Origin of the sequence: Streptomyces sp. NPDC049837 (assembly GCF_040674455.1) — a bacterium.
Taxonomy (GTDB): Bacteria; Actinomycetota; Actinomycetes; order Streptomycetales; family Streptomycetaceae; genus Streptomyces.
Genome location: NZ_JBFAMP010000005.1, coordinates 279,244 through 303,518 on the forward strand (window position 1 = coordinate 279,244; position 24,275 = coordinate 303,518).

Annotated in this window: 18 protein-coding genes; 8 read left to right on the forward strand and 10 right to left on the reverse strand. The window is 72.4% G+C overall.

Annotated elements, in window-relative coordinates; genetic code table 11:
• Positions 1-86 precede the first annotated feature (86 nt).
• The 3 genes from AB0J57_RS16165 to AB0J57_RS16175 all read right to left on the reverse strand — a co-directional run bounded on the left by AB0J57_RS16165 (position 87) and on the right by AB0J57_RS16175 (position 5,155).
• Complete coding sequence (locus AB0J57_RS16165) at positions 87-770, reverse strand: adhesin (protein ID WP_366128778.1); 684 nt, start codon at positions 768-770, stop codon at positions 87-89.
• Positions 771-811: 41 nt separating this feature from the next.
• Positions 812-2,509 (reverse strand): MFS transporter, encoded by a 1,698-nt coding sequence (locus AB0J57_RS16170; RefSeq protein WP_366129095.1) that lies wholly within the window; start codon positions 2,507-2,509, stop codon positions 812-814.
• A 357-nt stretch (positions 2,510-2,866) separates the two neighbouring features.
• Positions 2,867-5,155 carry a D-alanyl-D-alanine carboxypeptidase gene (locus tag AB0J57_RS16175; protein WP_366128779.1) on the reverse strand — a complete coding sequence of 763 codons (2,289 nt, stop codon included), beginning with the start codon at positions 5,153-5,155 and terminating at the stop codon, positions 2,867-2,869.
• A 178-nt stretch (positions 5,156-5,333) separates the two neighbouring features.
• On the opposite strand from AB0J57_RS16175, the gene AB0J57_RS16180 reads away from it, so the two are divergent.
• The 3 genes from AB0J57_RS16180 (at position 5,334) to AB0J57_RS16190 (ending at position 7,671) form a co-directional block, all read left to right on the forward strand.
• Positions 5,334-6,068: a GPP34 family phosphoprotein gene (locus AB0J57_RS16180; protein WP_366128780.1), complete on the forward strand. Its 735-nt coding sequence runs from the start codon at positions 5,334-5,336 to the stop codon at positions 6,066-6,068.
• Between the two features lie 245 nt (positions 6,069-6,313).
• Entirely contained in the window at positions 6,314-7,180 is an 867-nt protein-coding gene (locus AB0J57_RS16185) for a helix-turn-helix transcriptional regulator (protein WP_366128781.1), read from the forward strand.
• A gap of 290 nt (positions 7,181-7,470) precedes the next feature.
• Entirely contained in the window at positions 7,471-7,671 is a 201-nt protein-coding gene (locus tag AB0J57_RS16190; protein WP_126884956.1) for a DUF397 domain-containing protein, read from the forward strand.
• 71 nt (positions 7,672-7,742) lie between these two features.
• Here the strand turns inward: AB0J57_RS16190 and AB0J57_RS16195 are convergent, their stop codons facing one another.
• Positions 7,743-8,579, reverse strand: a complete 837-nt coding sequence (locus AB0J57_RS16195; RefSeq protein WP_366128782.1) for a hypothetical protein — start codon at positions 8,577-8,579, stop codon at positions 7,743-7,745.
• Positions 8,580-8,634: 55 nt separating this feature from the next.
• On the opposite strand from AB0J57_RS16195, the gene AB0J57_RS16200 reads away from it, so the two are divergent.
• A complete protein-coding gene (locus AB0J57_RS16200; protein ID WP_366128783.1) occupies positions 8,635-9,417 on the forward strand; it encodes an SDR family oxidoreductase in 783 nt (260 codons plus the stop codon).
• 316 nt (positions 9,418-9,733) lie between these two features.
• Positions 9,734-11,257, forward strand: a complete 1,524-nt coding sequence (locus AB0J57_RS16205; protein ID WP_366128784.1) for a sodium:solute symporter family protein — start codon at positions 9,734-9,736, stop codon at positions 11,255-11,257.
• Here the strand turns inward: AB0J57_RS16205 and AB0J57_RS16210 are convergent.
• The 4 genes from AB0J57_RS16210 to AB0J57_RS16225 all read right to left on the reverse strand — a co-directional run bounded on the left by AB0J57_RS16210 (position 11,242) and on the right by AB0J57_RS16225 (position 19,569).
• The gene (locus tag AB0J57_RS16210) at positions 11,242-12,363 is read right to left on the reverse strand and encodes an ADP-ribosylglycohydrolase family protein (RefSeq protein WP_366128785.1); all 1,122 of its coding nucleotides are present in this window, start codon (positions 12,361-12,363) and stop codon (positions 11,242-11,244) included. The genes AB0J57_RS16205 and AB0J57_RS16210 overlap by 16 nt on opposite strands.
• A gap of 143 nt (positions 12,364-12,506) precedes the next feature.
• Entirely contained in the window at positions 12,507-16,127 is a 3,621-nt protein-coding gene (locus AB0J57_RS16215; protein WP_366128786.1) for a tetratricopeptide repeat protein, read from the reverse strand.
• A gap of 4 nt (positions 16,128-16,131) precedes the next feature.
• Positions 16,132-18,714, reverse strand: a complete 2,583-nt coding sequence (locus AB0J57_RS16220) for a bifunctional FO biosynthesis protein CofGH (RefSeq protein WP_366128787.1) — start codon at positions 18,712-18,714, stop codon at positions 16,132-16,134.
• Positions 18,715-18,741: 27 nt separating this feature from the next.
• Entirely contained in the window at positions 18,742-19,569 is an 828-nt protein-coding gene (locus tag AB0J57_RS16225; RefSeq protein ID WP_366128788.1) for a TIGR03619 family F420-dependent LLM class oxidoreductase, read from the reverse strand.
• Positions 19,570-19,660: 91 nt separating this feature from the next.
• Here AB0J57_RS16225 and AB0J57_RS16230 point away from each other — a divergent pair, with 91 nt between their 5' ends.
• The 3 genes from AB0J57_RS16230 to AB0J57_RS16240 are packed head-to-tail and all read left to right on the forward strand — an operon-like array spanning position 19,661 to position 22,267.
• The gene (locus AB0J57_RS16230) at positions 19,661-21,121 is read left to right on the forward strand and encodes a CehA/McbA family metallohydrolase (protein WP_366128789.1); all 1,461 of its coding nucleotides are present in this window, start codon (positions 19,661-19,663) and stop codon (positions 21,119-21,121) included.
• A gap of 10 nt (positions 21,122-21,131) precedes the next feature.
• A complete protein-coding gene (locus AB0J57_RS16235) occupies positions 21,132-21,899 on the forward strand; it encodes an IclR family transcriptional regulator C-terminal domain-containing protein (protein ID WP_366128790.1) in 768 nt (255 codons plus the stop codon).
• A 38-nt stretch (positions 21,900-21,937) separates the two neighbouring features.
• Positions 21,938-22,267 (forward strand): putative quinol monooxygenase, encoded by a 330-nt coding sequence (locus AB0J57_RS16240; RefSeq protein ID WP_366128791.1) that lies wholly within the window; start codon positions 21,938-21,940, stop codon positions 22,265-22,267.
• Between the two features lie 21 nt (positions 22,268-22,288).
• Here the strand turns inward: AB0J57_RS16240 and AB0J57_RS16245 are convergent, their stop codons facing one another.
• Positions 22,289-22,606, reverse strand: coding sequence for a cupin (locus AB0J57_RS16245; protein WP_126884967.1), 318 nt, complete (start codon positions 22,604-22,606; stop codon positions 22,289-22,291).
• Between the two features lie 102 nt (positions 22,607-22,708).
• Positions 22,709-24,262, reverse strand: coding sequence for an APC family permease (locus tag AB0J57_RS16250; protein ID WP_366128792.1), 1,554 nt, complete (start codon positions 24,260-24,262; stop codon positions 22,709-22,711).
• Between the last annotated feature and the right edge of the window lie 13 nt (positions 24,263-24,275).

The window sequence follows — 24,275 nt, forward strand, 5'->3', positions numbered from 1 at the left end:
ACGCTCTCCACTCCTGCCGCCAGGCACATGCGCGATGCAATTGGCAGCCCAAAGGTGCCTATTCAGCACACACACAAGCGGACTGACTATGCCTCAGTCCGGCACGTCAGCCGGAGTTGGGCCGCCGCGTGGTGGGCGCCTGTCAGGGAGGGGGTGCCCCAGTCGAGGCCGCGGTTGGTGAGGTGGACCGTGAAGGTGGGGGACTTGACCGGGTAGGTGCCGACCTGGACCAGGGTGCCGCGGTGGAGGGGCTGGCGGACGCCGAAGGCGGCGTAGGTGGAGGTGGGGTCGTCAGGGTCGGCGAGGACCCGGTAGACGGTGGGGTTGCCGGCGACATCGATGTCGCGGGGGCCCTTGGGGACGAAGACCGCGAGGGCGCAGCGTTCGTAGTCCTTGCCGACCGGCCAGGTCCATGTCGCGGTGCCCGGGCCGTCGCGGTCCGGGGTGCCCGACATGGGGAGGGCGGTGAACCGGCCGTCGCAGCCGCCGCCCCGGAAGCCGCCGGACGGCACGGTGAACCAGGCGGCGTCGCCGTTCTCGAAGCGGCCCTGCTCCCGGTAGGTGGCGTCCGTCGTGCAGCCCGGGCCCGCCCAGGCCGTGTACGTGGGCGGGCGCGTCGGGGCGATGAGGGACGGCAGGCTCCGCTCCGGCACCCGCCCGTCCGGGCCCGGGGCCGCGCGGTCCTCGCCGCCCAGGAGGGTCACCGCAGCGATCAGGCAGCCCCCGGCCACGACGAAGCCCGCTGCCAGCACAGTTCGTACGCTCGCCATGCCCGACCACTATGCAGCGCGACTCGCGGTAACCGTGAGGGTCAGCGCAGTTCCTCCGGGCACGGAGTGCCGCGCGGGAAGATCTTGTACGGTGCGGCCAGCCGGTACACCCCCGGCTTCGGCGCGAGCAGCTCCGTCCACTCGTCGCCCTCCCGGTCCTCCTCCGCCTTCAGCAGGCAGCCATGGAGGTTGAGGAAGGTCTTGGGCCCCTCCTCGCGCTCCTGCGAGGCCTTCGTCTCCTGCGGCGGCTCCACCTTCTTGCCGTCCTCGTCGAGGAGCGCCAGCCACGGCGAGTACGGGACGCGGATCAGCACCCGGCCCGCCGTGCCCACCCGGATCGTTACCTCGCCGGCGCCCGCCCGTTCCACCATCGCCGGCGGGTCGGCCAGCGGGGTCGGGTCCTCGACCGCGAACAGCCGCCAGTTGGCGTCGGACCACACCGGACGGAGGTACGGCTGGCCGTCCTTGACCAGCTCCGCCTCCTGCTCGGCACCCGTGTCCGGCTCGCCCTTGGGGAGCACCACGTAGTGGACGGCCCAGCGGTGCAGCCAGTCGCGGTAGGTGGCGGAGTTGAGGGTGTCGTCGTAGAAGACCGGGTTGCGCTCCATGTCCGCCTGACGGTTCCAGCCGCGGGCGAGGTTGATGTACGGGGCCAGCGCCGAGGCCTCACGGTGGCTGCGCGCCGGGACCACCTCCACCCGCGCCTTCTCCGCGCCGAGCTGCTGCAGTTGGTTGATCAGCGGCGCCGCCTCACGCGCCCAGGACGCGTCGGGGGCGGTACGGACGATGTCGTCGGCGCTCTTGAAACCGATCCACACGTTCAGGACCGCGAAGGCGAGGACGAGGGCGTACCACTTGCGGGTGCGGCGGGCCGTGTACGGCAGGGCCGCCAGCAGCACCACACCGGCGAACAGCATCGGCAGCCGCGACACGTTCGACCCGATCTGCGAGTCGATCAGCCAGGTCAGCAGCGTGCCGAGCGCGTACACGGCCGCGCCGGTGCGGACCGTGCGCCAGTCCTCCGGTACGAGGGCGAAGACCAGGACCCCGAAGGCGAACGGCAGCATCGTCGACCCGAACGACATCGGCTGCGTACCGGAGAACGGGAACAGCCACGACGACAGGGCCACGACGGCGACCGGCGCGAGACCGAGCGCGTACGCCCCGGGGCGGCGCTTGTTGAGGAACAGCGCCGCCGCCGCCACGCCCAGGAACAGCCCGGCGACCGGGCTCGCCGCCGTCGCCAGCCCCGCGAGCGGCGCCGCGACCGCGGCCTTCGCCCACCGCTTCGTACGCCACCGGTACGGCCAGCAGAACACGGCGGCCACCGCGCCCAGCGCGAACATCATGCCGAGGCCGAAGGTGACGCGGCCGGACAGCGCGTTGCACAGGAACGCGAACACCCCGGCGAGCGAGCACGCCAGCGGATTGCGCACGGCCCGCACCCGGACCAGGATCAGCGCGGTCAGCGCGGCGGACGCCGTACCGGCGATCATCATCGTCGTACGCACGCCGAGCAGCGACATCAGGTACGGCGACACGACGCTGTACGACACCGGGTGCATCCCGCCGTACCAGGCCAGGTTGTACGCGGAGTCGGGGTGCCGCCCCACGAACTCGGCCCACGCGTCCTGCGCGGCGAGGTCGCCTCCGCTGTTCGCGAAGACGAAGAACCAGACGATGTGCGTGAGCGCCGCCAGCCCCGTCGCGATGGTGACGGGGTGGCGGAGGAACGGGATGCGTGGGAGAGCGGTCTCGGGCGCCCCGGGGTCGGCGGTACTGCCCTGCGCCTCGGCCGGTGGCCTTATTCGCGCCCGGGAAGCCGGGGCGTCTTCTGCGCGGGCCGACCGGGCGCGGGCCGGTCCGCCGCCGGCCGACTGAACAGGGGCCGACTGGGCGCGGGCCGGTCCGGCGCTCGTCGGCTCGGCGCTCGTCGGCTCAGTGGTCGTCACTGCGGCTCTCTGCTCTCTGCGTCGTCCCCCAGGCCCTTGCCACGTGCTGTCTGCGTAGACGTCGTCCCGGCGCCTCGCGTTGCCCGGACGTGTCCGGACGCTAACACGGGGGCGCCCCGGAAATCCGGGGCGCCCAGGGCGGTTTCAGCCGAGCCGGGTCAGCTTGTCGCCGAGGCCCGGTTCGGCCAGCGCGCTCCGCAGGGCCACTGGTACGCGGACCTGGCTGGCGCCCTCGCCCACGGTGAGGACGCCGACCTGCGTGCCGGCCGGCGCGGAGTGCGGCAGCGCGCGGCCGCCGTTGCTCAGCTCCAGCTCGACCTTCAGGCCCGACCAGCCCACGACCTTCACGTCCTTGGTCGCGACCACCGGGGTGGTGCCGCCGAGACCGTCGTCGACGTGGCCGACCACGTCGCCCTTCTTGACGACCGTGTGGCTCTCCAGCAGGTCCTGCGTGGCGAGCATCGCCTCCTTGCTGGCCGCGATCGCGCTGCCGAGGATCGGCGTCTTGTACTGCGCCAGCACCGCGCCGACGATGAGCTGGTCCGTGTCGCCCACCTTCTTGTGCGCGGCGAAGAGCAGGTTGCCGCCCGCCTTGGTGGTGCTGCCGGTCTTGATGCCGAGGGCGCCGTCGTACGGGACGAGATCGTTGTAGTTGCGCCACTTCTTGCCCGACGGGTCCGTCCACCACGGCATCGCGGTGATCTCCAGCAGCGCCGGGATCTCCACCAGCTTCTCGCCCAGCTTCACCTGGTCCTCGGCGGAGCTGACGGTGGTGTGGTTCAGGCCCGAGGGGTCGGTGTACGTGGTGTTCTTCATCCCGAGTTCCTTGGCGGTGTCGTTCATCTTCTTGACGAACGCCGCCTCGGAACCGGCGTCCCAGCGCGCGAGCAGCCGGGCGATGTTGTTGGCGGAGGGGATCATGATGGCGGCGAGCGCGTCGTGCTGCGAGATCTTGTCGCCGGCCTTCACGGTGTTCAGCGTCGACTCGTTCTGCGCGTCGTAACCGCCCTCCTTCTCGGCCAGGGCGTCGACCTCGATCATCTCGCCCTTGGACCCCTTCTTCAGGGGGTGCTCCTTGAGGATGATGTACGCCGTCATCGCCTTGGCCACGGAGCCGATCGGCACGGGCTTCTGCTCGCCGAACGAGTCGACGGTGCCGAGGCCGGTCGCCGACATGTAGCCCTGGCCCTCGTCCGGCCACGGCAGGGAGGGCTTGCCCCCCTCGAAGGTGTAGGAGGGCTTGGCCGTCAGCGCCAGCGTGGGCGCGGGCAGTGGCCGTACGAACTGCACGATCGCAAAGATGATCGCCAGGAGGACGACGAGCGGCGTCCAGATCTTGATGCGCCGGACGACCGTCCGGACCGGGGTCTCCGGCGGGGGCGGCGTGTTCGTCAGCTCGGCGAGCATGTCGAGCGGCGGCCTGGGCGGCAGCGGCTGCTGCTTGGTCCGCTCCGGCTCGGTGAGGGAGGCGGGCGTGGCGGCGGCCGTCCCCCCGGCGGGGCTCGGGGTGGTCTCGGCGGGGGTGCTCTGGGCCGGGGGCTTCGGCGCGGGCTTCTTCGCAACCGGGCGCACGTCGTCCGAGCGCAGCGGGACGAACTTGCTCGTCCGCTCGGCCGCGGACTCCGGCGCGGACGCCTGGCCCGGCTTCGGCGTGGGCGTGATCGCCTTCAGCGCGGTCGTCGGCTGGTCCACCGGCTTCCGCTGCACGGCCCGGAAGACGGCGGTGGGCTGGTCAACGGCCGGCCCGTCGGCCTCCCGGCCGGCCTCCCCGGCCCCGCTGGGCGTGTCCCCGGCCTTGCGGGACGGCGGCTCCTCGACCGCGGCGGTGGACGGCTCGTCGGCCTCGGGAGCCGGTTCCTCGGCCTTGACGGCGGACGGCTCGTCGGCGGCGTCGTCGTCGGCGGCGTTGGCGGGGGTCGGCTCGTCGGCCGTACGGGCCTGGGGCCGCTCGTCGGCCTCGGCAGCGGCGGACTCGTCAGCGGCGGACTCGTCGGCGGTGGCGGGCGCGGCGGTCTCGCCCGACGGCTCAGCACCCTCGGCGGCGGCCGGCTCCTCGGCAGCGGCGGCCGCGTCGCCCGTGTCCGGCTCCTCGGCAGCGGCGGGCGCGGCGGCCTCGGCGGCCGGCTCGGCGGGCTCGGCACCCTCGGCACCGGCCGACCCGTCACCGTCGCCGACGACCGGCTCATCCGCAGCAGGGTCGTTTCCGCCCGCTCCGGTGGCCTGGGGCGTGACCCAGGCCGCCACGGCGTCGCGCAGGCGGGCGTCGTCGTCCTTGGGCCCGGCGGCCCTGGGGACCGCCTTGAACACCGCCGTCGGCTGGTCGACCGGCGGCTTGGCGTCACGGCGCACGGTAAGCCTCGGATCGCGCTCGTCCGAAGCCGTCTCCCCCGGCGTTTTCTGTTGCTCCGACTTGTCGGGGGACTCGCCCGCCACCGTGCCTCCTTCAATCAACGCGTTGCCGAAACATGTACCAGTGTCCTGTGTGAGCGCTTGGCCCCGGGGCAAGACGAGAACGACATACCTACTGGTTCCCGTACGAAGCACCCAGGCACTCTCGACAGACCAATGTGAGAGGGGTCACCCTGTCATTCATCCACGCGGGGAGGCATGGATGGGCAGGAGCCGCAGAACACTTCCGGAGGAGCTTCTGCTGCTCGCTCTGGACCCGGCCACGGGTACCACAGCGCAGCCGCAGTCGCTCGACCTCGGCCTGGCCGGAGCACAGCTAGTGGAGCTGGCTCTGGCGGGACGGATAGCCCCTGACGGGGATCGTATCGCCGTGGTGATGCCACGGCCGACCGGAGATCCGACACTGGACTCCGCGCTCGAGCTGCTGCGCAGGCGTGGCAGTCCGGTGCGCGCCGTCCACTGGATCGGCGGGCCCCGGCTGGGGCTGCGCCAGACGTATCTCTCGCATCTGGAGCGGTGCGGCATGGTCCATGCCGTCGAGGGCCAGATGTGCGGGGTGCTGCCGACGACGCGCTACCAGGCGACGGAGACGGCGATCAGCCGGGAAATCAGGGCCCGGCTGGACAGTGCGATCCGCACCGGCGTACCGCCGGACCCGCGGACCGCGGCGCTCGCCGCACTGGCCCACGCGGTCGGGCTCGGCAAGCACCTCTACCCCGGGAACGAGGGGCGTTCGTCGCGCTCCCGGCTCCGGGACCTGATCAGACACGATCCGATGGGCGGCCTCGTGGCGCACGCCGTGATGGACGTCCAGAACGGCGTGGGCGCACAGCCACGTCGCAGCTCCGGCTCGGGAGGCGGTGGCCGCCCGGCCACGGCCCTGCCGATGCAGCCGCAGCCACGCAGCGGGTCGATGGCCCGCGCCGTGGCGCACTGAGCGGTGACGCACTGAACGGTACGGCTGAGAACGCACCCCCACGGGCCGGTTCGGGAGCCGCACGAGCGCGCGGGACAGCCGCCAAGGCCGCCCCGCGCGCTCGCACGTGTCCGTACGTGCGTGCGCATAGGGGCTCGTGTGGCCATTTTCCAGCGCGCACAGCCCAATGGTGGCAGTCTGCTGAGCAGTAGATACGCAGAGCTACGCCAGCAAACGCAGCCAAGCAGCCGGAGGTGCAGTTTCCCGTGGCGTCCAACGTCAACCCCACCGTCAGGCGACGCAGATTGGGCCAGGAGCTGCGCCGGCTGCGTGAGCTCAAGGGCATGACGGCGGAGGAGGTGGCGGAGCGCCTGCTCGTCTCGCAGTCGAAGATCAGCCGCCTCGAGAACGGCCGCCGCTCCATCAGCCAGCGCGATGTACGTGACCTGTGCGGGGTGTACGAGGTGGAGGACCACCGCATCGTCGATTCGCTGATGCAGATGGCGAAGGACTCGCGCCAGCAGGGCTGGTGGCACGCGTTCGGCGACATCCCGTACAGCGTCTACATCGGCCTGGAGACGGACGCGGCCTCACTGCGGGTGTACGAGCCCCAGGTCGTGCCGGGCCTGCTGCAGACCCGGCAGTACGCGGAGGCGCTGATCACCGGTGCCCTGCCGGAGTCGTCGCCGGCCGACATCGAGAAACGGGTCAACGTCCGCGCGCGCCGCCAGGAGCGCATCAAGGACGCGGAGACGCCGCTGCGCCTGTGGGCGGTGATCGACGAGTCGGCGCTGCGCCGGGTGGTGGGCGACAAACAGCTCATGATCGAGCAGTTGGAGCACCTGGTCGAGCAGTCCCACCTGCCGCACGTCACGGTGCAGGTGCTGCCGTTCGACATGGGCGCGCATCCGGGCATCAGCGGCCATTACGCGATCCTGGAGTTCCCGGACGCCTCCGACTCCTCGGTGGTCTACATCGAGGGTGTCACCAGTGACCTGTATCTGGAGAAGGCGAACGACGTCCAGCGGTACAGCGTGATGTACGAGCACCTGCGCGCCCAGGCGCTGAACGTGGAGCAGACGCGGCAGTTCATTGGCGAGGTCATCAAGGACTACGCGGACGCCACGCGCTGACCCACTCGTCCTGGCCCCCTCGTCCTGGCCCGCACGCCCCGCAAGTCCCGGTCGTCCGGATTCGCCAAGTACGGCGTGAATGACGGGGATTCGCCCAGCCCGCCGGGGAAGAAGCCGGTACGGTACACCCCGACCGGCTTCCAGCGGAAGACCCGCATGGAATATGCCATCCGGTCGAGTGAACGCCCGCCCCGCGCACAGATCGCGACGAGTAGCGTCGATCACGCCAGCCTGCAGGTCAGGCCGGTGCGAGTCACTGCTGTCACTTGTCGAGAACCGGAGCGGAGAAGATGGCAATCATTCAGGGCGCCACGGACACCTGGACCAAGTCCTCGTATTCCGGCGGGAACGGCGCGTGCGTCGAGGTCAAGTCCCCCGTCGTCGCGTCGATCGCGGTACGGGACTCCAAGGTCCCCGCCGGTCCGTCGATCACGTTCGTCCCCGAGTCGTGGAACGCGTTCGTGCGTGAAGTGAGCACGGGAGCTCTCTGAGACTGTCGGCGCATCACCGATGAGCCCTCTCGACTGGTCCGCCGTCCCGGCCGAGGGGGCTCGGTCATGCGCTATCGCAACTGATCGACGTACCGGTCCGTCCCCGGCACCGTCGGGATGAACGGCGCGACGAGTTCCACCCTGCCCCGCTCGCCCGCTTCCAGGCCCGTGAAGTGGTCCTCCCAGCATGTGCGCGGGTCCTGTTCCAGGAACCACAGGAGCGTGAGGCGGGTGTCGACGGCCTCGACCTGCTTGACGTAGGTCATCCGGTCGCCCGGCAGGGGCGTCGGCCGGAAGGCGGTGACCATCGCGGCGGGTGAGCCGGCGAGGCGGCGTGGGAGGTGGCGGGTGCGCAGCCAGTCCAGCAGCTCGGCGCGCTCGCGGGGTCCCTCGGCGTCGATGACCTCCAGGACGAGGCCCGCGTAGGGGTGGTCCAGGGCGTGGTGGTCGCGGGGGCCGGCCGCGCCGTCGCGGTAGACGGTCGCCGCGTGGTCCTGGAACGCGGTGAAGACGTGGGTACGGGCCTGGTGGACGCGGCCGTCGTGGTTCAGGCGCTTGTTGATGGCCACGGTCCACTTCATGTGGTCGTCGTAGCGGCCCTCGGTGATCCAGTACGTGGAGAGGTAGCACCCGGCGGTCACCGGCTGGGCCACCGCCGACTTCTCCGGGTAGCGCAGCAGTTGGAGCTCGCGGGTGGCGACCCAGCGGCGCCCGGCGTAGATCCAGGGCATGGCCATGGCGCCCGCGTAGTAGTGGTCGTCCTCGTACCAGCGGTTGTAGGCGTACTCGTGGCCGGGGTGGGGCTCGACCATGGTGATCAGTGCGTGGCCGGGGCGAACGCCGTACGGGCCCACGGCCGCGAGCCGGGCGTAGTCCTCACTGCGGGTGTCATTGTCGTCGTCGCTCATGCGGCCTACTCTGACGGTGCGTCAGATCTCTCGTCCAGAGCCCGGGAGGCACCGGATGCCGCTGCGCGACAAGACCGTGATCGTCTCCGGCGTGGGCCCCGGCCTGGGCCACCAGGTCGCCGCCGCCGTCGTACGGGACGGGGGCAACGCGGTGCTGGGCGCGCGTACGGAGGCGAACCTCGCCGCGTGCGCCGAGCGGATCGACCCGGAGGGGCGGCGCAGCGCGCGGCTGGCCACGGACATCACCGACGAGGGCCGGTGCGAGGCGCTGGCCGCGCTCGCGGTCGCGCGGTTCGGCGGGATCGACGCGGTGGTCCATGTCGCGGCGTACGACAGCTACTTCGGGGGCCTGGAGGATGCCGACTTCGGTGCCTGGCGGGACGTCCTGGACGTCAACCTGCTGGGCACGCTGCGGATGACCCGGGCCTGTCTGCCGGCGCTGAAGAAGCGCGGGGGTGCCGTGGTCATCATCGGTACGCAGTCGGCGGTGGCCGCCCCGTCCCAGGTGCGGCAGGCGGCGTACGCGGCGTCCAAGGGCGCGCTGACGTCGGCGATGTACTCGCTGGCGCACGAGCTGGGCCCGCACCGGATACGGGTCAACACGGTGCTGCCCGGCTGGATGTGGGGGCCGCCGGTCCAGGCGTACGTACGCCTGACGGCCGAGGCCGAGGGCGTACCGGAGGGCGAGGTGCTGGGGCGGCTGGCCGAGCGGATGGCGCTGCCGGAGCTGGCCACGGACGCGGACGTGGCGGAGGCGGCGGTGTTCCTCGCCTCCGACCGGGCGCGGGCGATCACGGGCCAGTCGCTGCTGGTCAACGCGGGCGAGCTGATGAGGTAGGGCCGCCTCCTGTATCCACCGACCGCACGGGACCCGCATCCCGTGCGGTCGCTCAGTCATGTGCACGGACCTGACGAAGCGCCCGATCATCGTCCGGCCGCCGTCCCGGGCCTGACAACGGCCGCGTGGGTCAAGAAAGGGTAAAGGAGTTCGGCTTTCTGACTTCTGTTCATATCCGTGACCCTTGAAGCTCTTGACCGGCCGCTCGAACTGACGGTTCAATCCCCGAAGTCCCCGCTCCCGCACGGGGGCACCGCTGACCGGACGTACTGACGAAGTGCTTCGACGTTCACAAGGCGGACCCCTGGAGGGGGACATGAACAGTCTCGACTGGGCCGTGCTCATCGGCTACTTCGGTGTGATGGTCGCGATCGGCGTCTGGTCCCACAAACGCGTGGACGACGTCAGCGACTTCTTCACGGCCGGCGGCAAGATGCCGTGGTGGCTTTCGGGCATCTCGCACCACATGTCGGGCTACAGCGCGGTGATGTTCACCGGGTACGCGGGCATCGCCTACACGTACGGCGTCACCTCGTACGTCACCTGGTCCTTCCCCATCGCCATCGGCATCGCCATCGGCGCCCACCTCTTCGCGCCCCGGCTCAACCGGCTGCGTTCCCGCCTCCATGTGGCCTCGCCGCTCGAATACCTCAAGAACCGCTACAACCTGCCAACCCAGCAGGCCCTCGCCTGGTCCGGCGTGCTGCTCAAAATCGTCGACGTGGGCGCCAAGTGGGCCGCCATCGCCACCCTGCTGTCCGTCTTCACCGGCATCTCGCTCAACCAGGGCATCCTCATCACCGGCGTCATCACCGGCATCTACTGCACGGTCGGCGGGCTGTGGGCCGACGCCCTGACCGAACTGGGCCAGTTCATCATCCAGTTCTTCGCGGGCATCGCCATGCTCGTCGCCGTCATGGCGGAGCTGGGCGGGGTCAGCGCGCTGTGGACCGTGTGGGACCGCCCCGAGATGCAGGGGCACACGGAACCGACCGCCGGCCCGTACACGCTGACCTTCCTGCTCGCGTACCTCTTCATCAAGACCTTCGAATACAGCGGCGGCATGTGGAACCAGGCCCAGCGCTACATGGCCACACCCAGCGCCCGGGAGGCCACCCGCTCCGGGCGGCTGTCGGCGGTCCTGTGGTTCGTCTGGCCGCTCGTCCTCTTCTTCCCGATGTGGTGCGCGCCGCTGCTGGTGAAGCCCGAGAAGCCGGACGCGTCCGACTCGTACGCGCTGATGACCGAGCAGCTCCTGCCGCACGGGCTGCTGGGGCTGGTCATCGTCGGGTTCTTCTCCCACACCATGGCCATGTGCTCCTCCGACGCCAACGCCATCGCGGCCGTCTTCACCCGGGACATCGCCCCGGCCATGAGCAAGGCGGCGCGCGGCTGGTCGCACCGGGCCGGGCTGCTGGCCGCCCGCTGGTCGACCGTCGCCTTCCTCGCCCTGTCGATGGCGATCGCGACCCAGGTCAACTCCCCCACCTTCAAGGACATCATCACCGTCGTCATCAAGTGGGTGGCCGGCCTGATGGGCCCGATCGCGATCCCGTTCATGCTCGGCCTGCTGCGGACGTTCCGCAGGTCCGGGCCGACGGCCGCGCTGGTGTCGTGGGCGGCCGGCCTGTTCGCGTTCTGGCTGACGAACTACGGGCTCGACGGCATCGAGCTCCAGATCCAGATCGTCTCGCCGCTGGCGACCTCGCTGATCCTGTACGTCCTCATCGGCTTCATCAAGCCGGAGGACACCCCCGAGCGGGACGCCGTGCTCGACAAGCTCCACTCCGACGACGGCAGCCCCGCCCAAGCGGCTCCCGAACGTCAGCCCCTCGGGTAGCGGGCCAGCCAGCCCGGCGCGGAGACGGCCGGGCCGTGCAGGGCCGGGCCCTGGGTCATCTCCATGGCGAAGTCGTCCGCGATCTGGAGAATCGTCGGCCGCCCTTCCAGCTCGGCCAGCCAGGCCGGCGGGAGGGCGGTCTCGCCGTGCAGGGCGCCGAGCAGCGCGCCGGTGAGGGCGCCGGTGGTCTCCGACGGGCCGTCGTGGTTGACGGCCAGGCGCAGCCCGTGGCGGACGTCCTCGCCGACGAGCGCGCAGTAGACCGCGATGGCCAGGGCGTCCTCGGCGTGCTCGCCGTCGGTGTCGCCGAGCGAGGCGATCCTGGCCGGGCTGGGGATGCCCTGGCGTACGGCACCGAGCGCGTGCTTCAGCGCCTCGGTGACCGGCTCGTGGCCGGGGCGGGCCGCCAGTTGGGCCAGCGCCCGCTGGACGGAGCCGTCGACGGTCTCGCCACGGGCCAGGCCGTGCACGACGACGGCGAAGGCACCGGCCGACAGGTAGGCGGCGGGGTGGCCGTGGGTCTGGACGGCGCACTCGACGGCGAGCTGGCACACCAACTGCGGCTCCCACCCGACGAGCAGCCCGTACGGCGCGGAGCGCACCAGGGCGCCGGCGTCGCGGGCGGCGGGGTTCTTCGGCTTGTCGAGCGTGCCGAGGATCTCGTCGCCCAGGCCGGTGAGGGTGGCGGGCGAGGGGTCGCGGCGGGCGTACAGCCACTCCTCGCAGGCCAGCCAGCCGTTGTCCTTGCGGCGCTCGTCGGGACCCCAGTCGCGCTGGGTGGCCGCCCAGCGCAGATGGGCGCGGTGGACGTCGGTGGGCGGGTGCCAGGCGCCGGTGTCGCGGCGCACCTGGGCGCGTATCAGACCGTCCACGGTGAACAGCGCGAGCTGGGTGGCGGACGTCACGGCACCCCGCCGCCCGTACGCGGGCGCCAGGTCGGCGAGCCCGTCGGGCCCGTGCGCCGCCCGGATCGCCTCGACCGACAACCCGGACACGCCCGCCCCGAGGGCATCCCCGATGGCGGCACCCAGAAGACAGCCCCGCACCCGGGCACGGAAGTCCTGCTGCTCGGCCCGGCCCCAGACAGCCGCAACTGCCGCACTCACCTCGCGTCCCTCCCGTCACCCGATCGGCCTACGTCCGGCGCGCAGCACTGTAATCGAAGGAATCGGGGGGCCTGGGGGCCGGAGTGTTATGGGTGCGGACGCCCAAGAGGTACGGATCTGGGCGCCCACCGGTCCTTCGGGTCTCATGTCCCGTCGTCGTCGGGCGTCATTGCGATACGGGCCGCCCGCACCGGATCCAGCAGCCGCGCCAGGGCGTCCCCGTCGGCGCCGGGGCAGGCGGCCAGCTCCTCCAGGAACCCTTCCAGGTCCTTCAGCTCTCCCCAGTCGGGGCGCAGCGACAGCATCCGCTCCAGACGCAGCCGGGCCTCGTCCCAGTCCCCGAGCGCGGCGGCCGGCACACAGGACCTCCCGACCTCGTGGGCCCAGGGCTCGCGCGGAGCGACGGCCGCATACCGTTGCCCGTACGCCCGCCAGTGCGCCGCCGCGTGCGCCGTTCCCCGGAGCCGGCTCTCGGCCATCGCCAGGTGGAACAGCCCGAGAGGAGGCGCCAACTCGGCGAGCCGTGCCGCCGCCTCACGCGCCTCGGTGAAATGGCCGAGCCGCCGCAGCGCCTTCGCGAGGAGCGGCAGCTCGCCGTCCCGGTCACCCGGCGGCAGTTCCTCCAGCACCGCCAGCGCCTCCCCGGCCCGGTCCAGGGACAGCAGGGCGGCGGCCCGGCGGCCACGGGTCCAGGAAGGGTCGAAGCCCAGCGCCGCGCGCCGGTCCAGGTCAGCCAGGGCGCGCAGCGGCAGACCGGCCGACCGCAACGCCATCGCCCGCTCACCGAGGGCCCAGCCGTGGTTCCGCTTCGAGGCGACCACCTCGTCCAGATCCGCGAACTGCCCCTGCCGGTCGCCGAGCCGCCCGCGGAGCCACGCCCTGCTCACCCGCGCCCACCCGTGCCCCGGGTCCAGGGCGAGCGCCCGGTCGAAGTCCGCCAGCGCGTCCCCGAACCGTCCGCACACCGTCCGGGCCGAAGCCCGCCGGATCCAGGACCCCACGTCGCCGGGCACGCTCTCGGCGATCTCGTCGACCGGCGAGGCGTCCCTGCCGATCACCCGCAGCTCCCGGTAGACCGTCTCGCGCTCCGCCAGCACCCAGGGCGTGTCCGGCAGCAGGAGCGCGGCCCGCTCCAGGTCCGCCAGCGCCTCGGGCAGCCGTTCCATGGCCCGGTACGTCACCCCGCGCGAACCGATGGCCCACCCGTAGTCGGGGTCGAGCTCGACGGCCCGGCCGAAGTCGGCGACGGCCTCCTCGTACCGCCGCGCCAGCCGGTGCCCGGCACCGCGCATCGCGAACGCCAGCGCCGGATTGTCACCGCTCAGCACGGCCCGGTCCAGATCCGCCCGTTCGGCCTCCCCGTCACCGAGGCGACGATGCACGTCCGCCCGCTGTGTCAGGGCCCATGTGTAGACGGGCTTCAGCTCGACGGCCCGGTCGAGGTCCGCCAGCGCCTCGTCCAGCCGTCCCATCGACTCCCACACCAGCGCCCGGCTCGCACGCGCCCACGCGTATTCCGGGTCCATTTCCAGGGCCCGGCCGAAGTCGGCGAGCGCCTGCTCGTGGCGGCCGCACCGCCAGTGGAGGCGGGCACGTTCACCGATGACCCAGGCCCGGTCCGGTTCGATCTCCTCGGCCCGGTACAGGTCGGCCAGCGCCCCGTCCTCGTCCCCCAGGTGCAGGCGCACCTCGGACCGCCTCAGCAGCGCCCACCAGTACTCCGGTTCCAGCTCGATGGCGCGGTCCAGATCAGCGAGGGCCTCGCGGTCGCGCTCCATGAGGTACTTGGCCATGCCCCGGGTGGCCAGCGCCCAGGTGGAGTCGGGCCGGAGTTCCAGCGCGCGGTCGCAGTCCGCCACGGCCTTCTGGTGCTGCCCCAGCAGCCGGTGGACATCGCCCCGTGACTCCAGGATCCACGCCGTGTCCGGTGCGAGGCCGTCCGCGCGGTCGAGGCGGGCCAGCGCTCCCGCGTAGTCGCCCTCGGCCCGCAGCACCAGCCCCATCCCGTAGTGCGCCCGCGCGCAGTCCGGGTCCAGGGCCAGCGCCCGCTCGTAGTCGGCGACCGCCTTCGCGTGGTCGCCGTCCCGCCGGTGGTGCATGCCCCGGACGACCAGCGCCGCCACCTGGTCCTCCCGGCCGAACCCGGCCCGTGCCAGCAGCAGACCGAGCAACCCGACGGGCCGTTCCTCGCCGTCCAGGGCGGCCAGGGTGTCCCGCCCCCAGGCACGCAGGTCCGCCGAGTCGGTGTCCTCACCCGCGTCGGCGAGGACCCGGGCCCAGCGGCGGGCCGTCGCGGGGTCCTGCTCCTCGCACACGTCCACGCCCGCCCGCAGCATGCCGGGCAGCGCCGTGACCGGCTGGGCGCACAGCCGGTGGTACAGCTCCTCCAGGCGTGGTGCGCGCCACGTCTCCCGGCTCCAGAGCTCGTCGGCCGGTACGTCGCCGGCGGCCGCCTCCGCCCAGCCGGCGAAGACCTCCGCGAGGCGGGTGTGCTCGGCGCTCCAGCGGCGTGGTGACCGTAAGCGCTGGAGGCGGAGCATCGGGCCGCGTACGACGTCGTGGTAGCGGGCGTGGCCCTCCCGCTCGGACACGAACGGCAGCGAACCCAGCCAGGCGAACAGGGCCGTGCCGGTCTCGGTGGCCGCCGCGAACACGTCCTCGTTCAACCGGCGCGGCAGGGCGCACGCCAGGGCGGCGGCCCGGCGGACGGGGTCCGTCTCCCACTTGAGGAAGCGGTCGACCGCGTCGGCGCTCGGGGCGTCCACCTCGCCGGGCTTCTCCGCGAGGGTCGACACGAGGACCGGGAGGCCACCGGCGAGCCGCAGTACGTCCTGGACGACCGTCTCGTCCACGACCCCCTTGGCGGCGAGCAGTTGCCGGCTCTCCGGTTCGGTGAAGGGTTCGAGCGGGATGTCGCCGACGAACTCGGCGTAGTCGGACCAGCAGGCCGGGTCGAGCCGGGTCTGCCCGGCGAGGGTGAGGACCACGTTGGGCGGCAGCGCCCCGTACCGGTCCTCGGTGGTGATCAGGTCGCGCAGCCAGGTGTCGAGGAACGGCGCGGTGCGTTCGTACGTGTCGAAGAACAGCGCCACCCAGGGCACCTCGGCCGCCACCCGGTCCAGTTCCGCGACCAGGACGGGCGTGAGGGCCTGGAGCGGGTCGAGCACGAGCTGGACGTCGTCCTGGTTGCGGAAGCGCGCGCTGAGCACGGCCCGCAGCCGGTCGGTTCCCTGGGCGACCCGGGCGGGGTCGACCGCCCCGGCGAAGGCCCCGACGACGGGCAGCATGCCCGCGCCGATCAGCCCGGCCTGTGCGATGGCCATGCCGCCGGCGCTCGGCGCCGCGGCGGCGTCCTGCTGCTCCGGACCCGTCACGGCGGCCGACGCCGCTTCCGCCTCGTACCGCCGCTGCCGGTAGATGGCGAGCTGCCGGTCCAGCGCTTTGAGCGGGTGCCCCTGCTGGGCGCAGCACGCGCTGATCTCCGCCAGCGCCTCGGGGACGCTGTTGACGCTCTCGTCGACGTAGGCGGTGAGGGCGCCGCGCCCGCGGGCGAGGTCCTGCCACTCGCGGACGAGCGTGGTCTTGCCGACCCCGGCGATGCCCCGGACGTGGAACACGAACCGGTGCCGGTCGTCGTCCACGGGGATGTCGAAGTTCTCCCGGTACACGGCCAGTTCGTCACGCCGCCCCACGAACCCGGCGCGCTTGCGCCGTTGCAGCAGTGCCTGCATCGATGGCCGCGCCGCCCCCGCACCGGTCCTCATGCGATCAGTCTGTCAGCACCGGCAGCAGTTCCGGGAGGTGTCCGTCGGACGCCCGCGCCGCCCGCTGCCGCTCCTCCGGGACCTCGCCGTACAGGGTCGTACGGGGGCGGGCCGGGCGGCCGGCGGACTCGGCGATGGCGATGAGGTCCCGGACGGACTTGTAGGAGCCGTAGGAGGAGCCCGCCATGCGGGAGATGGTCTCCTCCATGAGCGTGCCGCCGAGGTCGTTGGCGCCGGAGCGGAGCATCTCGGCGGCGCCGTCGGCGCCGAGTTTGACCCAGCTCGTCTGGATGTTGGGGATGTGCGGGTGGAGCAGGACGCGGGCCATGGCGGTGACGGCGCGGTTGTCGCGGGCCGTGGGGCCGGGGCGGGCGATGCCGGCGAGGTAGACGGGGGCGTTGGTGTGGATGAAGGGGAGGGTCACGAACTCGGTGAATCCCCCGGTCTCCTGCTGGATGCGGGCGAGGGTGCGGAAGTGGCCGAGCCAGTGGCGGGGCTGGTCTACGTGGCCGTACATCATCGTCGAGCTCGACCGGATGCCCAGCTCGTGCGCGGTGGTGATCACCTCGATCCAGGTGGCCGTCGGCAGCTTGCCCTTCGTCAGGACCCAGCGCACCTCGTCGTCGAGGATCTCCGCGGCCGTGCCCGGGATGGAGTCCAGGCCGGCCTCCTTCGCGGCGGTCAGCCACTCGCGGATCGACATCCCGGTGCGGGTCGCCCCGTTGACGACCTCCATGGGCGAGAAGGCGTGGACGTGCATGCCGGGGACACGGTCCTTCACGGCCCGGGCGATGTCGAAGTACGCCGTGCCCGGCAGGTCCGGATGGATGCCGCCCTGCATGCACACCTCGACCGCGCCGACGTCCCACGCCTGCTGCGCGCGGTCGGCGACCTGGTCCAGGGACAGGGTGTAGGCGTCGGCGTCCGTGCGGCGCTGGGCGAAGGCGCAGAAGCGGCAGCCGGTGTAGCAGACGTTGGTGAAGTTGATGTTGCGGGTGACGATGTAGGTGACGTCGTCGCCCACGGCCGACCTCCGGATGTCGTCCGCGACCCGGCACAGCGCGTCCAGCGCGGGCCCGTCCGCGTGGAGGAGGGCGAGGGCCTGGTCGTCGGTGAGCCGCGTCGGGTCGTCGGCGGCGACGGCGAGGGCCTCGCGTACGTCGGTGTCGATGCGCTGCGGCACCATCCCGGGCGCCGCCGCCTCGCGCAGCGCCTCCCAGTCGCCGTACACCTCGTCGAAGTCGTCGCGCCGGTCGGAGGTGCGGCCGTCTGTGTCGATGGTGCGGTGCAGGTCGGTGCGGCCGGTGGCGGTGAAGGACTCGTCGGGCTCCTGCCACGGCAGGCCGCGCACGGGCGCGTCCGGGTTCGCGAGCCCCGTCTCCGGGTCGGCGAGCGCGCGGACGTGCGGCAGCAGGCGCGGGTCGAGCCACGGCTCGCCGCGCGTCACGAACTCGGGGTAGACGCAGAGACGTTCACGCAGGCGGAAGCCCTCGGCCGCCGACCTCTCGGCGAGCGCGTCGATCTGCGGCCACGGCCGCTCGGGGTTGACGTGGTCGATGGTGACCGGTGACACCCCGCCCCAGTCGTCGATGCCCGCCCGGATGAGCCGCCCGTACTCCCCGTCGACCAGGTTCGGCGGGGCCTGCAAACACGCCGACGGCCCCATGATGTGCCGGGCGACCGCCACCGTCGCCACCAGGTCGTCCAGCTCGGCGTCCGGCATGCCGCGCATCGCCGTGTCCGGCTTGGCGCGGAAGTTCTGGATGATCAGCTCCTGGATGCCGTGGTACGCCCGCGCCACGCGCCGCAGCGCGAACAGCGACTCCGCCCGCTCCTCGTACGTCTCGCCGATCCCGATGAGCAGCCCGCTGGTGAAGGGCACGGACGAGCGGCCAGCGTCCTCCAGGACGCGCAGCCGCACGGCCGGTTCCTTGTCGGGCGAGCCGTGGTGCGGCCCGCCCGGCTCGGACCACAGCCGGGTCGCCGTGGTCTCCAGCATCATGCCCATGGACGGCGCCACCGGCTTGAGCCGCTGGAAGTCGGTCCAGGACATGACGCCCGGGTTGAGGTGCGGCAGCAGCCCGGTCTCCTCCAGGATGCGTATGGCCATGGCCCGTACGTAGGCGATGGTGTCGTCGTACCCGTGGGCGTCCAGCCACTCCCGCGCCTCGGGCCAGCGGTCCTCCGGCTTGTCCCCCAGGGTGATCAGGGCTTCCTTGCAGCCCAGTTCGGCACCCCGGCGCGCGATGTCCAGCACCTCGTCCGGCGACATGAACATCCCGTGCCCGGCCCGCCGCAGCTTGCCGGGCACGGTCGCGAAGGTGCAGTAGTGGCACTTGTCGCGGCACAGCCGGGTGAGCGGGATGAACACGCTCTTCGAGTACGTGATGACCCCGCCCCGCCCCGCCGCCGCCAGCCCGGCGTCCCGCACCCGCGCCGCCGAAGCCGCCAGGTCCTCCAGGTCCGCGCCCCGCGCCCGCAGCAGGACGGCGGCTTCGGCGACATCCAGCGCCACGCCGTCTCTGGCCCGCTTCAGGGCACGTCGCATGGCGTTGTTGGTGGGGCGTCCGGCCTGGTCATCCGTCATGGACCCGAGCATACGAGTGCGGGGGTTCTACACATACCGCGCGTACTCGTCGAGCTTCCGCAGTACTTCGGCCTCGTCGCCCGGCGGGAGTTGGACGACGGTCTCGGTGATGCCCAGGTCGGCGAAGTGGGCGAGCTTGCCCTCCGTCGGGTGGACGGCGTAGGGGACGACCTGGAGGGCCTCCGGGTCACGGCCCGCCTTCTCCCAGGTCTGGCGCAGTACCGGGAGCGTCTCGGTGAGGCCGCGACCGCCGATGGGGAGCCAGCCGTCGGCGTATTCGGCGATGTGCGCGAAGAGTGTGGGCCCGGCCGCGCCGCCGATCAGGGTGCGTGGCGCGCCGCCGGCGGGCTTGGGGAAGGCGTACGAGGCGCGTACGGAGGCGGTCTCGCCCTCGTACGCGGCGGGTTCGGCGGCCCACAGGGCGCGCATCAGGGCCATCCGGTCGCGGGTGCGGCCGCGGCGGGTGCGCCAGACGACGCCGTGGTCCTCCGCCTCCTCCCTGTTCCAGCCGTAGCCGACGCCGAGGGTGAACCGGCCGCCCGAGAGGTGGTCGAGGGTGGCGACCTGCTTGGCCAGGTCGATGGGGTCGTGCTGGGCGACGAGCGTGACGCCGGTGCCGAGCCCGAGGCGCTCGGTGACGGCGGCGGCCTGGCCGAGCGCGATGAACGGGTCCAGGGTGCGGCCGTACTCGGGCGGCAGATCGCCGCCCGCCGGGTAGGGGCTGGTGCGTTCGACGGGGATGTGGGTGTGCTCCGGCAGGTAGAGGCCCGCGAAGCCGCGCTGTTCCAGCTCGCGCGCGAGCCGTACCGGGGTGATGGTCTGGTCCGTGAGGAAAATCGTCGTCGCGATCCGCATGACCGCCCAACGTATGGCGCTCGGCGCCGAATTCCGAGACGGTCGCCTCGGGTTGGCGGGAAATTCACCGGCCGCGAGGAGGGTGGTACCCATGATGGGCAGACGAGGATTCGTGACGGGCGCGGCGGGGGTCTTCGTGGCGCGGGGCGTGAGCTTCGCCCCGGGGGAGACCGAGCAGGTGCTGCGCGGCACCCTGCCGCCCGGTTCGCCCGACTACGTGTACGTGCCCGTGGAGGTGCCGCGCGGGGTGCGGGAGATCCGGGTGTCGTACGCGTACGAGCGGCCCGCCGTGCCGCCCGGTACGCAGGGCAACGCCCTGGACATCGGCGTCTTCGACGAGCGCGGCACCGAGCTGGGCGGGCGCGGCTTCCGGGGCTGGTCGGGCGGCGCCCGCACCGAGTTCTTCCTCCGTGCCGACGACGCCACCCCTGGCTACCTCCCGGGGCCCGTCCGCGCGGGCACCTGGCACATCGCGCTCGGCCCGTACACGGTCGCCCCCGAGGGCCTGGCGTACACGGTCACGGTCCGCCTCACGTACGGGCCCTCCGGCCGTACGCCCGCGCCCGTGTACCCGCCGGAGCGCGCCAAGGGGCGGGGCCGGGCCTGGTACCGGGGCGACTGCCACCTGCACTCGGTGTACTCCGACGGGCGGCGCACCCCCGCCGAGGTCGCGGCCGCCGCGCGGGCCGCCGGGCTGGACTTCATCAACACCTCCGAGCACAACACGCACGCCGCGCACCGGGCCTGGGAGGGCCTGTGGGGCGACGACCTGCTGATCCTCACCGGCGAGGAGGTCACCACCCGCAACGGCCACGTCGTCGCGGTCGGCACCGACCCCGGCACGTTCGTCGACTGGCGCTACCGGGCCCGCGACAACCGCTTCGGGCACTACGCCCGCGCGATCCGCCGCGCCGGCGGCCTGGTCGTCCCGGCGCACCCGCACGCCACCTGTATCGGCTGCAACTGGAAGTTCGGCTTCGCCGAGGCGGACGTGGTGGAGGTGTGGAACGGCTCGTATACCCCGGACGACGAGGTCACCCTGGCCGACTGGGACAGCACCCTGGCCACCGGGCGCCGCTGGACCCCGGCGATGGGCAGCAGCGACGCGCACCGCGAGCCGCAGAAGGTGGGCGAGCCGCAGACGGTCGTCCTCGCCGACGACCTGACGCGCGAGGCGATCCTGGTGGGCCTCCGCGCGGGGCGGTCGTACGTCGCCGAGTCGGCCGCCGTGTCCCTCGCCTTCTCCGCCACCGGTGGCCGCGGCGCCCACGCGGGCATCGGCGAGCGGCTCCCGGTACCCCCCGGCGCCCCGGTCACGGTCCGCCTCGACGTCACGGGCGCCCCGGGCTGCACGGCCCGCTTCGTCACCGACCAGGGCGTCCTCCACACGGCCCCCCTCCCCGCCTCCGGCACGGGCACGGTCGAGTGGACGACGACGCCCGCGTACGCCACCTACGTCCGCGCGGAGGTCCGCCACCCGGCGACGGTCCCGGGCCTGCCGGGGGCGCTGGCGGCGTTCACGAACCCGGTGTTCCTGGGGGAGACCGCCTAGGCTCGTCCGCATGAGCAGCACGACCCCCGGCCCGCGGTCCGTCGACCGTGCCCTGGAGATCCTCGACATCGTGGCCGACGCGGGCGCACCCGTCGGGGCGAAGGTGCTGGCGCGGCGGCTGGGGTGTTCGCTGTCGACCGTGTACCACCTGCTGGGACCGCTGACGGCACGCGGCCACCTGGTCAGGGCGGAGGGCGGCGGGTATGCGCCGGGCCCGCGGGTGGCGGCGCTGCACCGGGGGTTCCAGCGGCACGTGGGGGCCCGGCCCGGGGTCGGGGAGGTGCTGGGGCGGCTGCGGCGGGAGAGCGGGGCGGAGGCGTACTTCACGGCGTACCGGGACGGGCGGATCACCGTGGTCGACAGCACGGTGCCCGTCACGGACCCGGCGCACCCCTTCGTGCCGGGGCCCGAGGTGCGGGCGCATGCCACCGCGCACGGGAAGGCGCTGCTGGCGGGGGTGGAGCGGGGCGTGCGGCGGCGGTATCTGGCCGAGCACGGGATGGCCCGGTTCACCGACCGGACGATCACGTCGGCGGAGCGGTTCGAGGCGGAGCTGGCGCGGGTGCGGGGGCAGGGGTTCGCGGTGTCGGTGGGGGAGGCGGACCCGGCGTACACCTGTGTGGCGATGGTCGTGCCGGGTCAAAGCGAGGTGGCGCTGCACGCGCTGTCGGTGTCGCTGCCCACCGAGCAGTTCCGCCGTCGCCACGGGCAGGTGCGGGCGGCCGTGGCCGAGTCCGTACGCGCGTTTTCCGGCGGTGCCGGAATCGCGGGCGCGTGAGCTGGACGGGGGGGCCGGGCGCGGAGCACCGTAACGGCATGATCTTCATCGCCGTCCGGTTCACCGTCCGCCCCGAGCACAGCGACCAGTGGCTCACGCTGGTCGACGACTTCACCCGGGCCACCCGCGCCGAGCCCGGCAACCTGTTCTTCGACTGGTCGCGCGACGTCGAGGACCCGAACCGGTTCGTGCTGCTGGAGGCCTTCGCGGACGCGGAGGCGGGCGCCGCGCACGTCCGGTCGGAGCACTTCACGGCCGGCCTGGAGGCGATGGCCGGCGCGATCGCCTCGACACCGGAGATCATCAACGTCGAGCTGCCCGGTCAGGGCGGCTGGAACGCCATGACCGAGCTGAGCCCCCGCGCCTGAGGCCGCGCCCGAGACCCGGCCTCAGTCGTTGACGGCGGTGAGCAGCACCGCCGCGTCGGTCACCGCCGTCACCCCGTGCCGCTCCGGCGGGAGCAGGTAGAGGGCGCCCATGGTCAGCTCCGTGTCGCCGGACTGGGCCGTCACCTTCACCACGCCCCGCAGCACCTGGAGGGACGCGGCGGGAGGGGTGTTGTGCTCGTCGAGCGAGGTGCCGGCGGTGAGCGCGATGACGCTCTGCCGCAGCGGCGGGTCCCGGAGGATCAGGTTCGCGCTGCGGCCGTGCTCGTCGGCGTGGGCGGCGACGAGGTGTTCCTCTGCGATGGCGTTGAGGTCATACATACCGTCCACCTTGCCCCGCTGCCGGAACGTACGCATACGGAAGGGGCGGGCACCGTGCCGTCCCACGGTGTCCGCCCCTTCCGGCTCAGGTGAAGTGGTGCGTCAGTCCTCCACGACCAGCGCCGGGGTCTCCTTGGTGAGGACCTCGCCGCGGAAGAACGCCGGGCTGCGGCGCTGCATCACCAGCATGATCACCACGCCGAGGAGCAGCAGGCCCACGCCGATCACGAAGACCGAGCCCACGCCGAAGACCGAGGAGCCGCTGCCGTAGGCCGGGTCCCAGATGTCGTACAGCGTCTGGCCGAAGACGGCGGTGAGCATCACGCCGCCGAGGCCCGGGAGGATGCCCTTGACGGTCAGGTCGCGCACCGAGCGGCGCAGCTCGCGGCGGAAGAACCACACGCAGGCGAAGGCGGTGATCGCGTAGTAGAAGCAGATCATCAGGCCGAGCGCGTAGATGGTGTCGATCAGGACGTTCTCGCTGACCAGCGACATCACGGCGTAGAAGACGCCGGTGGCGACACCCGCGATGACGGTGGCGCGGCCGGGGGTCTTGAAGCGCGGGTGGACCTTGGCGAAGGAGGCCGGCATGGCCTGGTAGGTGCTCATGGCCAGGGCGGTGCGCGCGACCGGGATGAAGGTGGTCTGGAGGCTGGCGGCCGCGGAGGCGACGACGGCGAGGAAGAGCAGGACGCCGAGGCCGGAGCCCATGACCGGCTCCGCGAGGACGGCGAACACGTTGTCCGCGGTGTCGGGGTTGCCGAGGCCGGTGCCCTTGTCGCCGATGCCCGCGTACATCTGGGAGGCGATGGCGATCATCAGGTACGAGGAGACGATCACGACCATGGCCAGCATGGCGGCGCGGCCGGGTGTCCGGGCGCTGCCGGTGCTCTCCTCGTTGATGGACAGGCAGGCGTCCCAGCCCCAGTAGATGAAGATCGACAGGGACAGGCCCGCGGTGAAGGCGGCGAGGGAGTCGACGCCGAACGGGTTCATCCAGGACCAGGAGAAGTCGAGCGATCCGGCGACCTCGTCGGCCTTGGTGATCGCCATGAAGGCGAAGATCGCCAGAACGGTGAGCTGGAGGCCGACCAGGGCGTACTGGACCCACTTGGTGGCGGTGATGCCCCGGTAGCTGATCGCCGTGGCGACGGCGATGAAGGCCAGCGTCGTGGCGATGTGCGCGGCCTTGTTGCCGTCGAGGCCGGCTACCCACTCGCTGCCGGTGACCTCACCGAGGAGCAGATAGAAGTAGGAGGTCGCGACGCCCGCCAGGTTGGAGAGCACCACGATGGTGGCCACGAGCAGGCCCCAGCCGCACATCCATCCGACGCGGGGGCCGAACGCCTTCACCGACCAGGTGAAGGACGTGCCGCAGTCGGGCACCGCCCGGTTGAGCTCGCGGTAGGCGAAGGCCACCAGGAGCATCGGGAGGAATCCGGCGAGGAAGATCGCCGGCATCTGCAGCCCGACCTCACTGACCGTAGGGCCGAGTGTGGCCGTGAGGCAGTAGACGGGAGCGACGGTGGACACACCGATGACGGCACCACCCATGAGCCCGACGGAGTTGTCGCCGAGCCCCTTCTTGCGTACGCCCCCTTCGGAGCCGCTCATTACCGTGTCTCCGGCCTGGGGCCGCGCTTCTACCTGAGTCATGCAGAGGACGTTA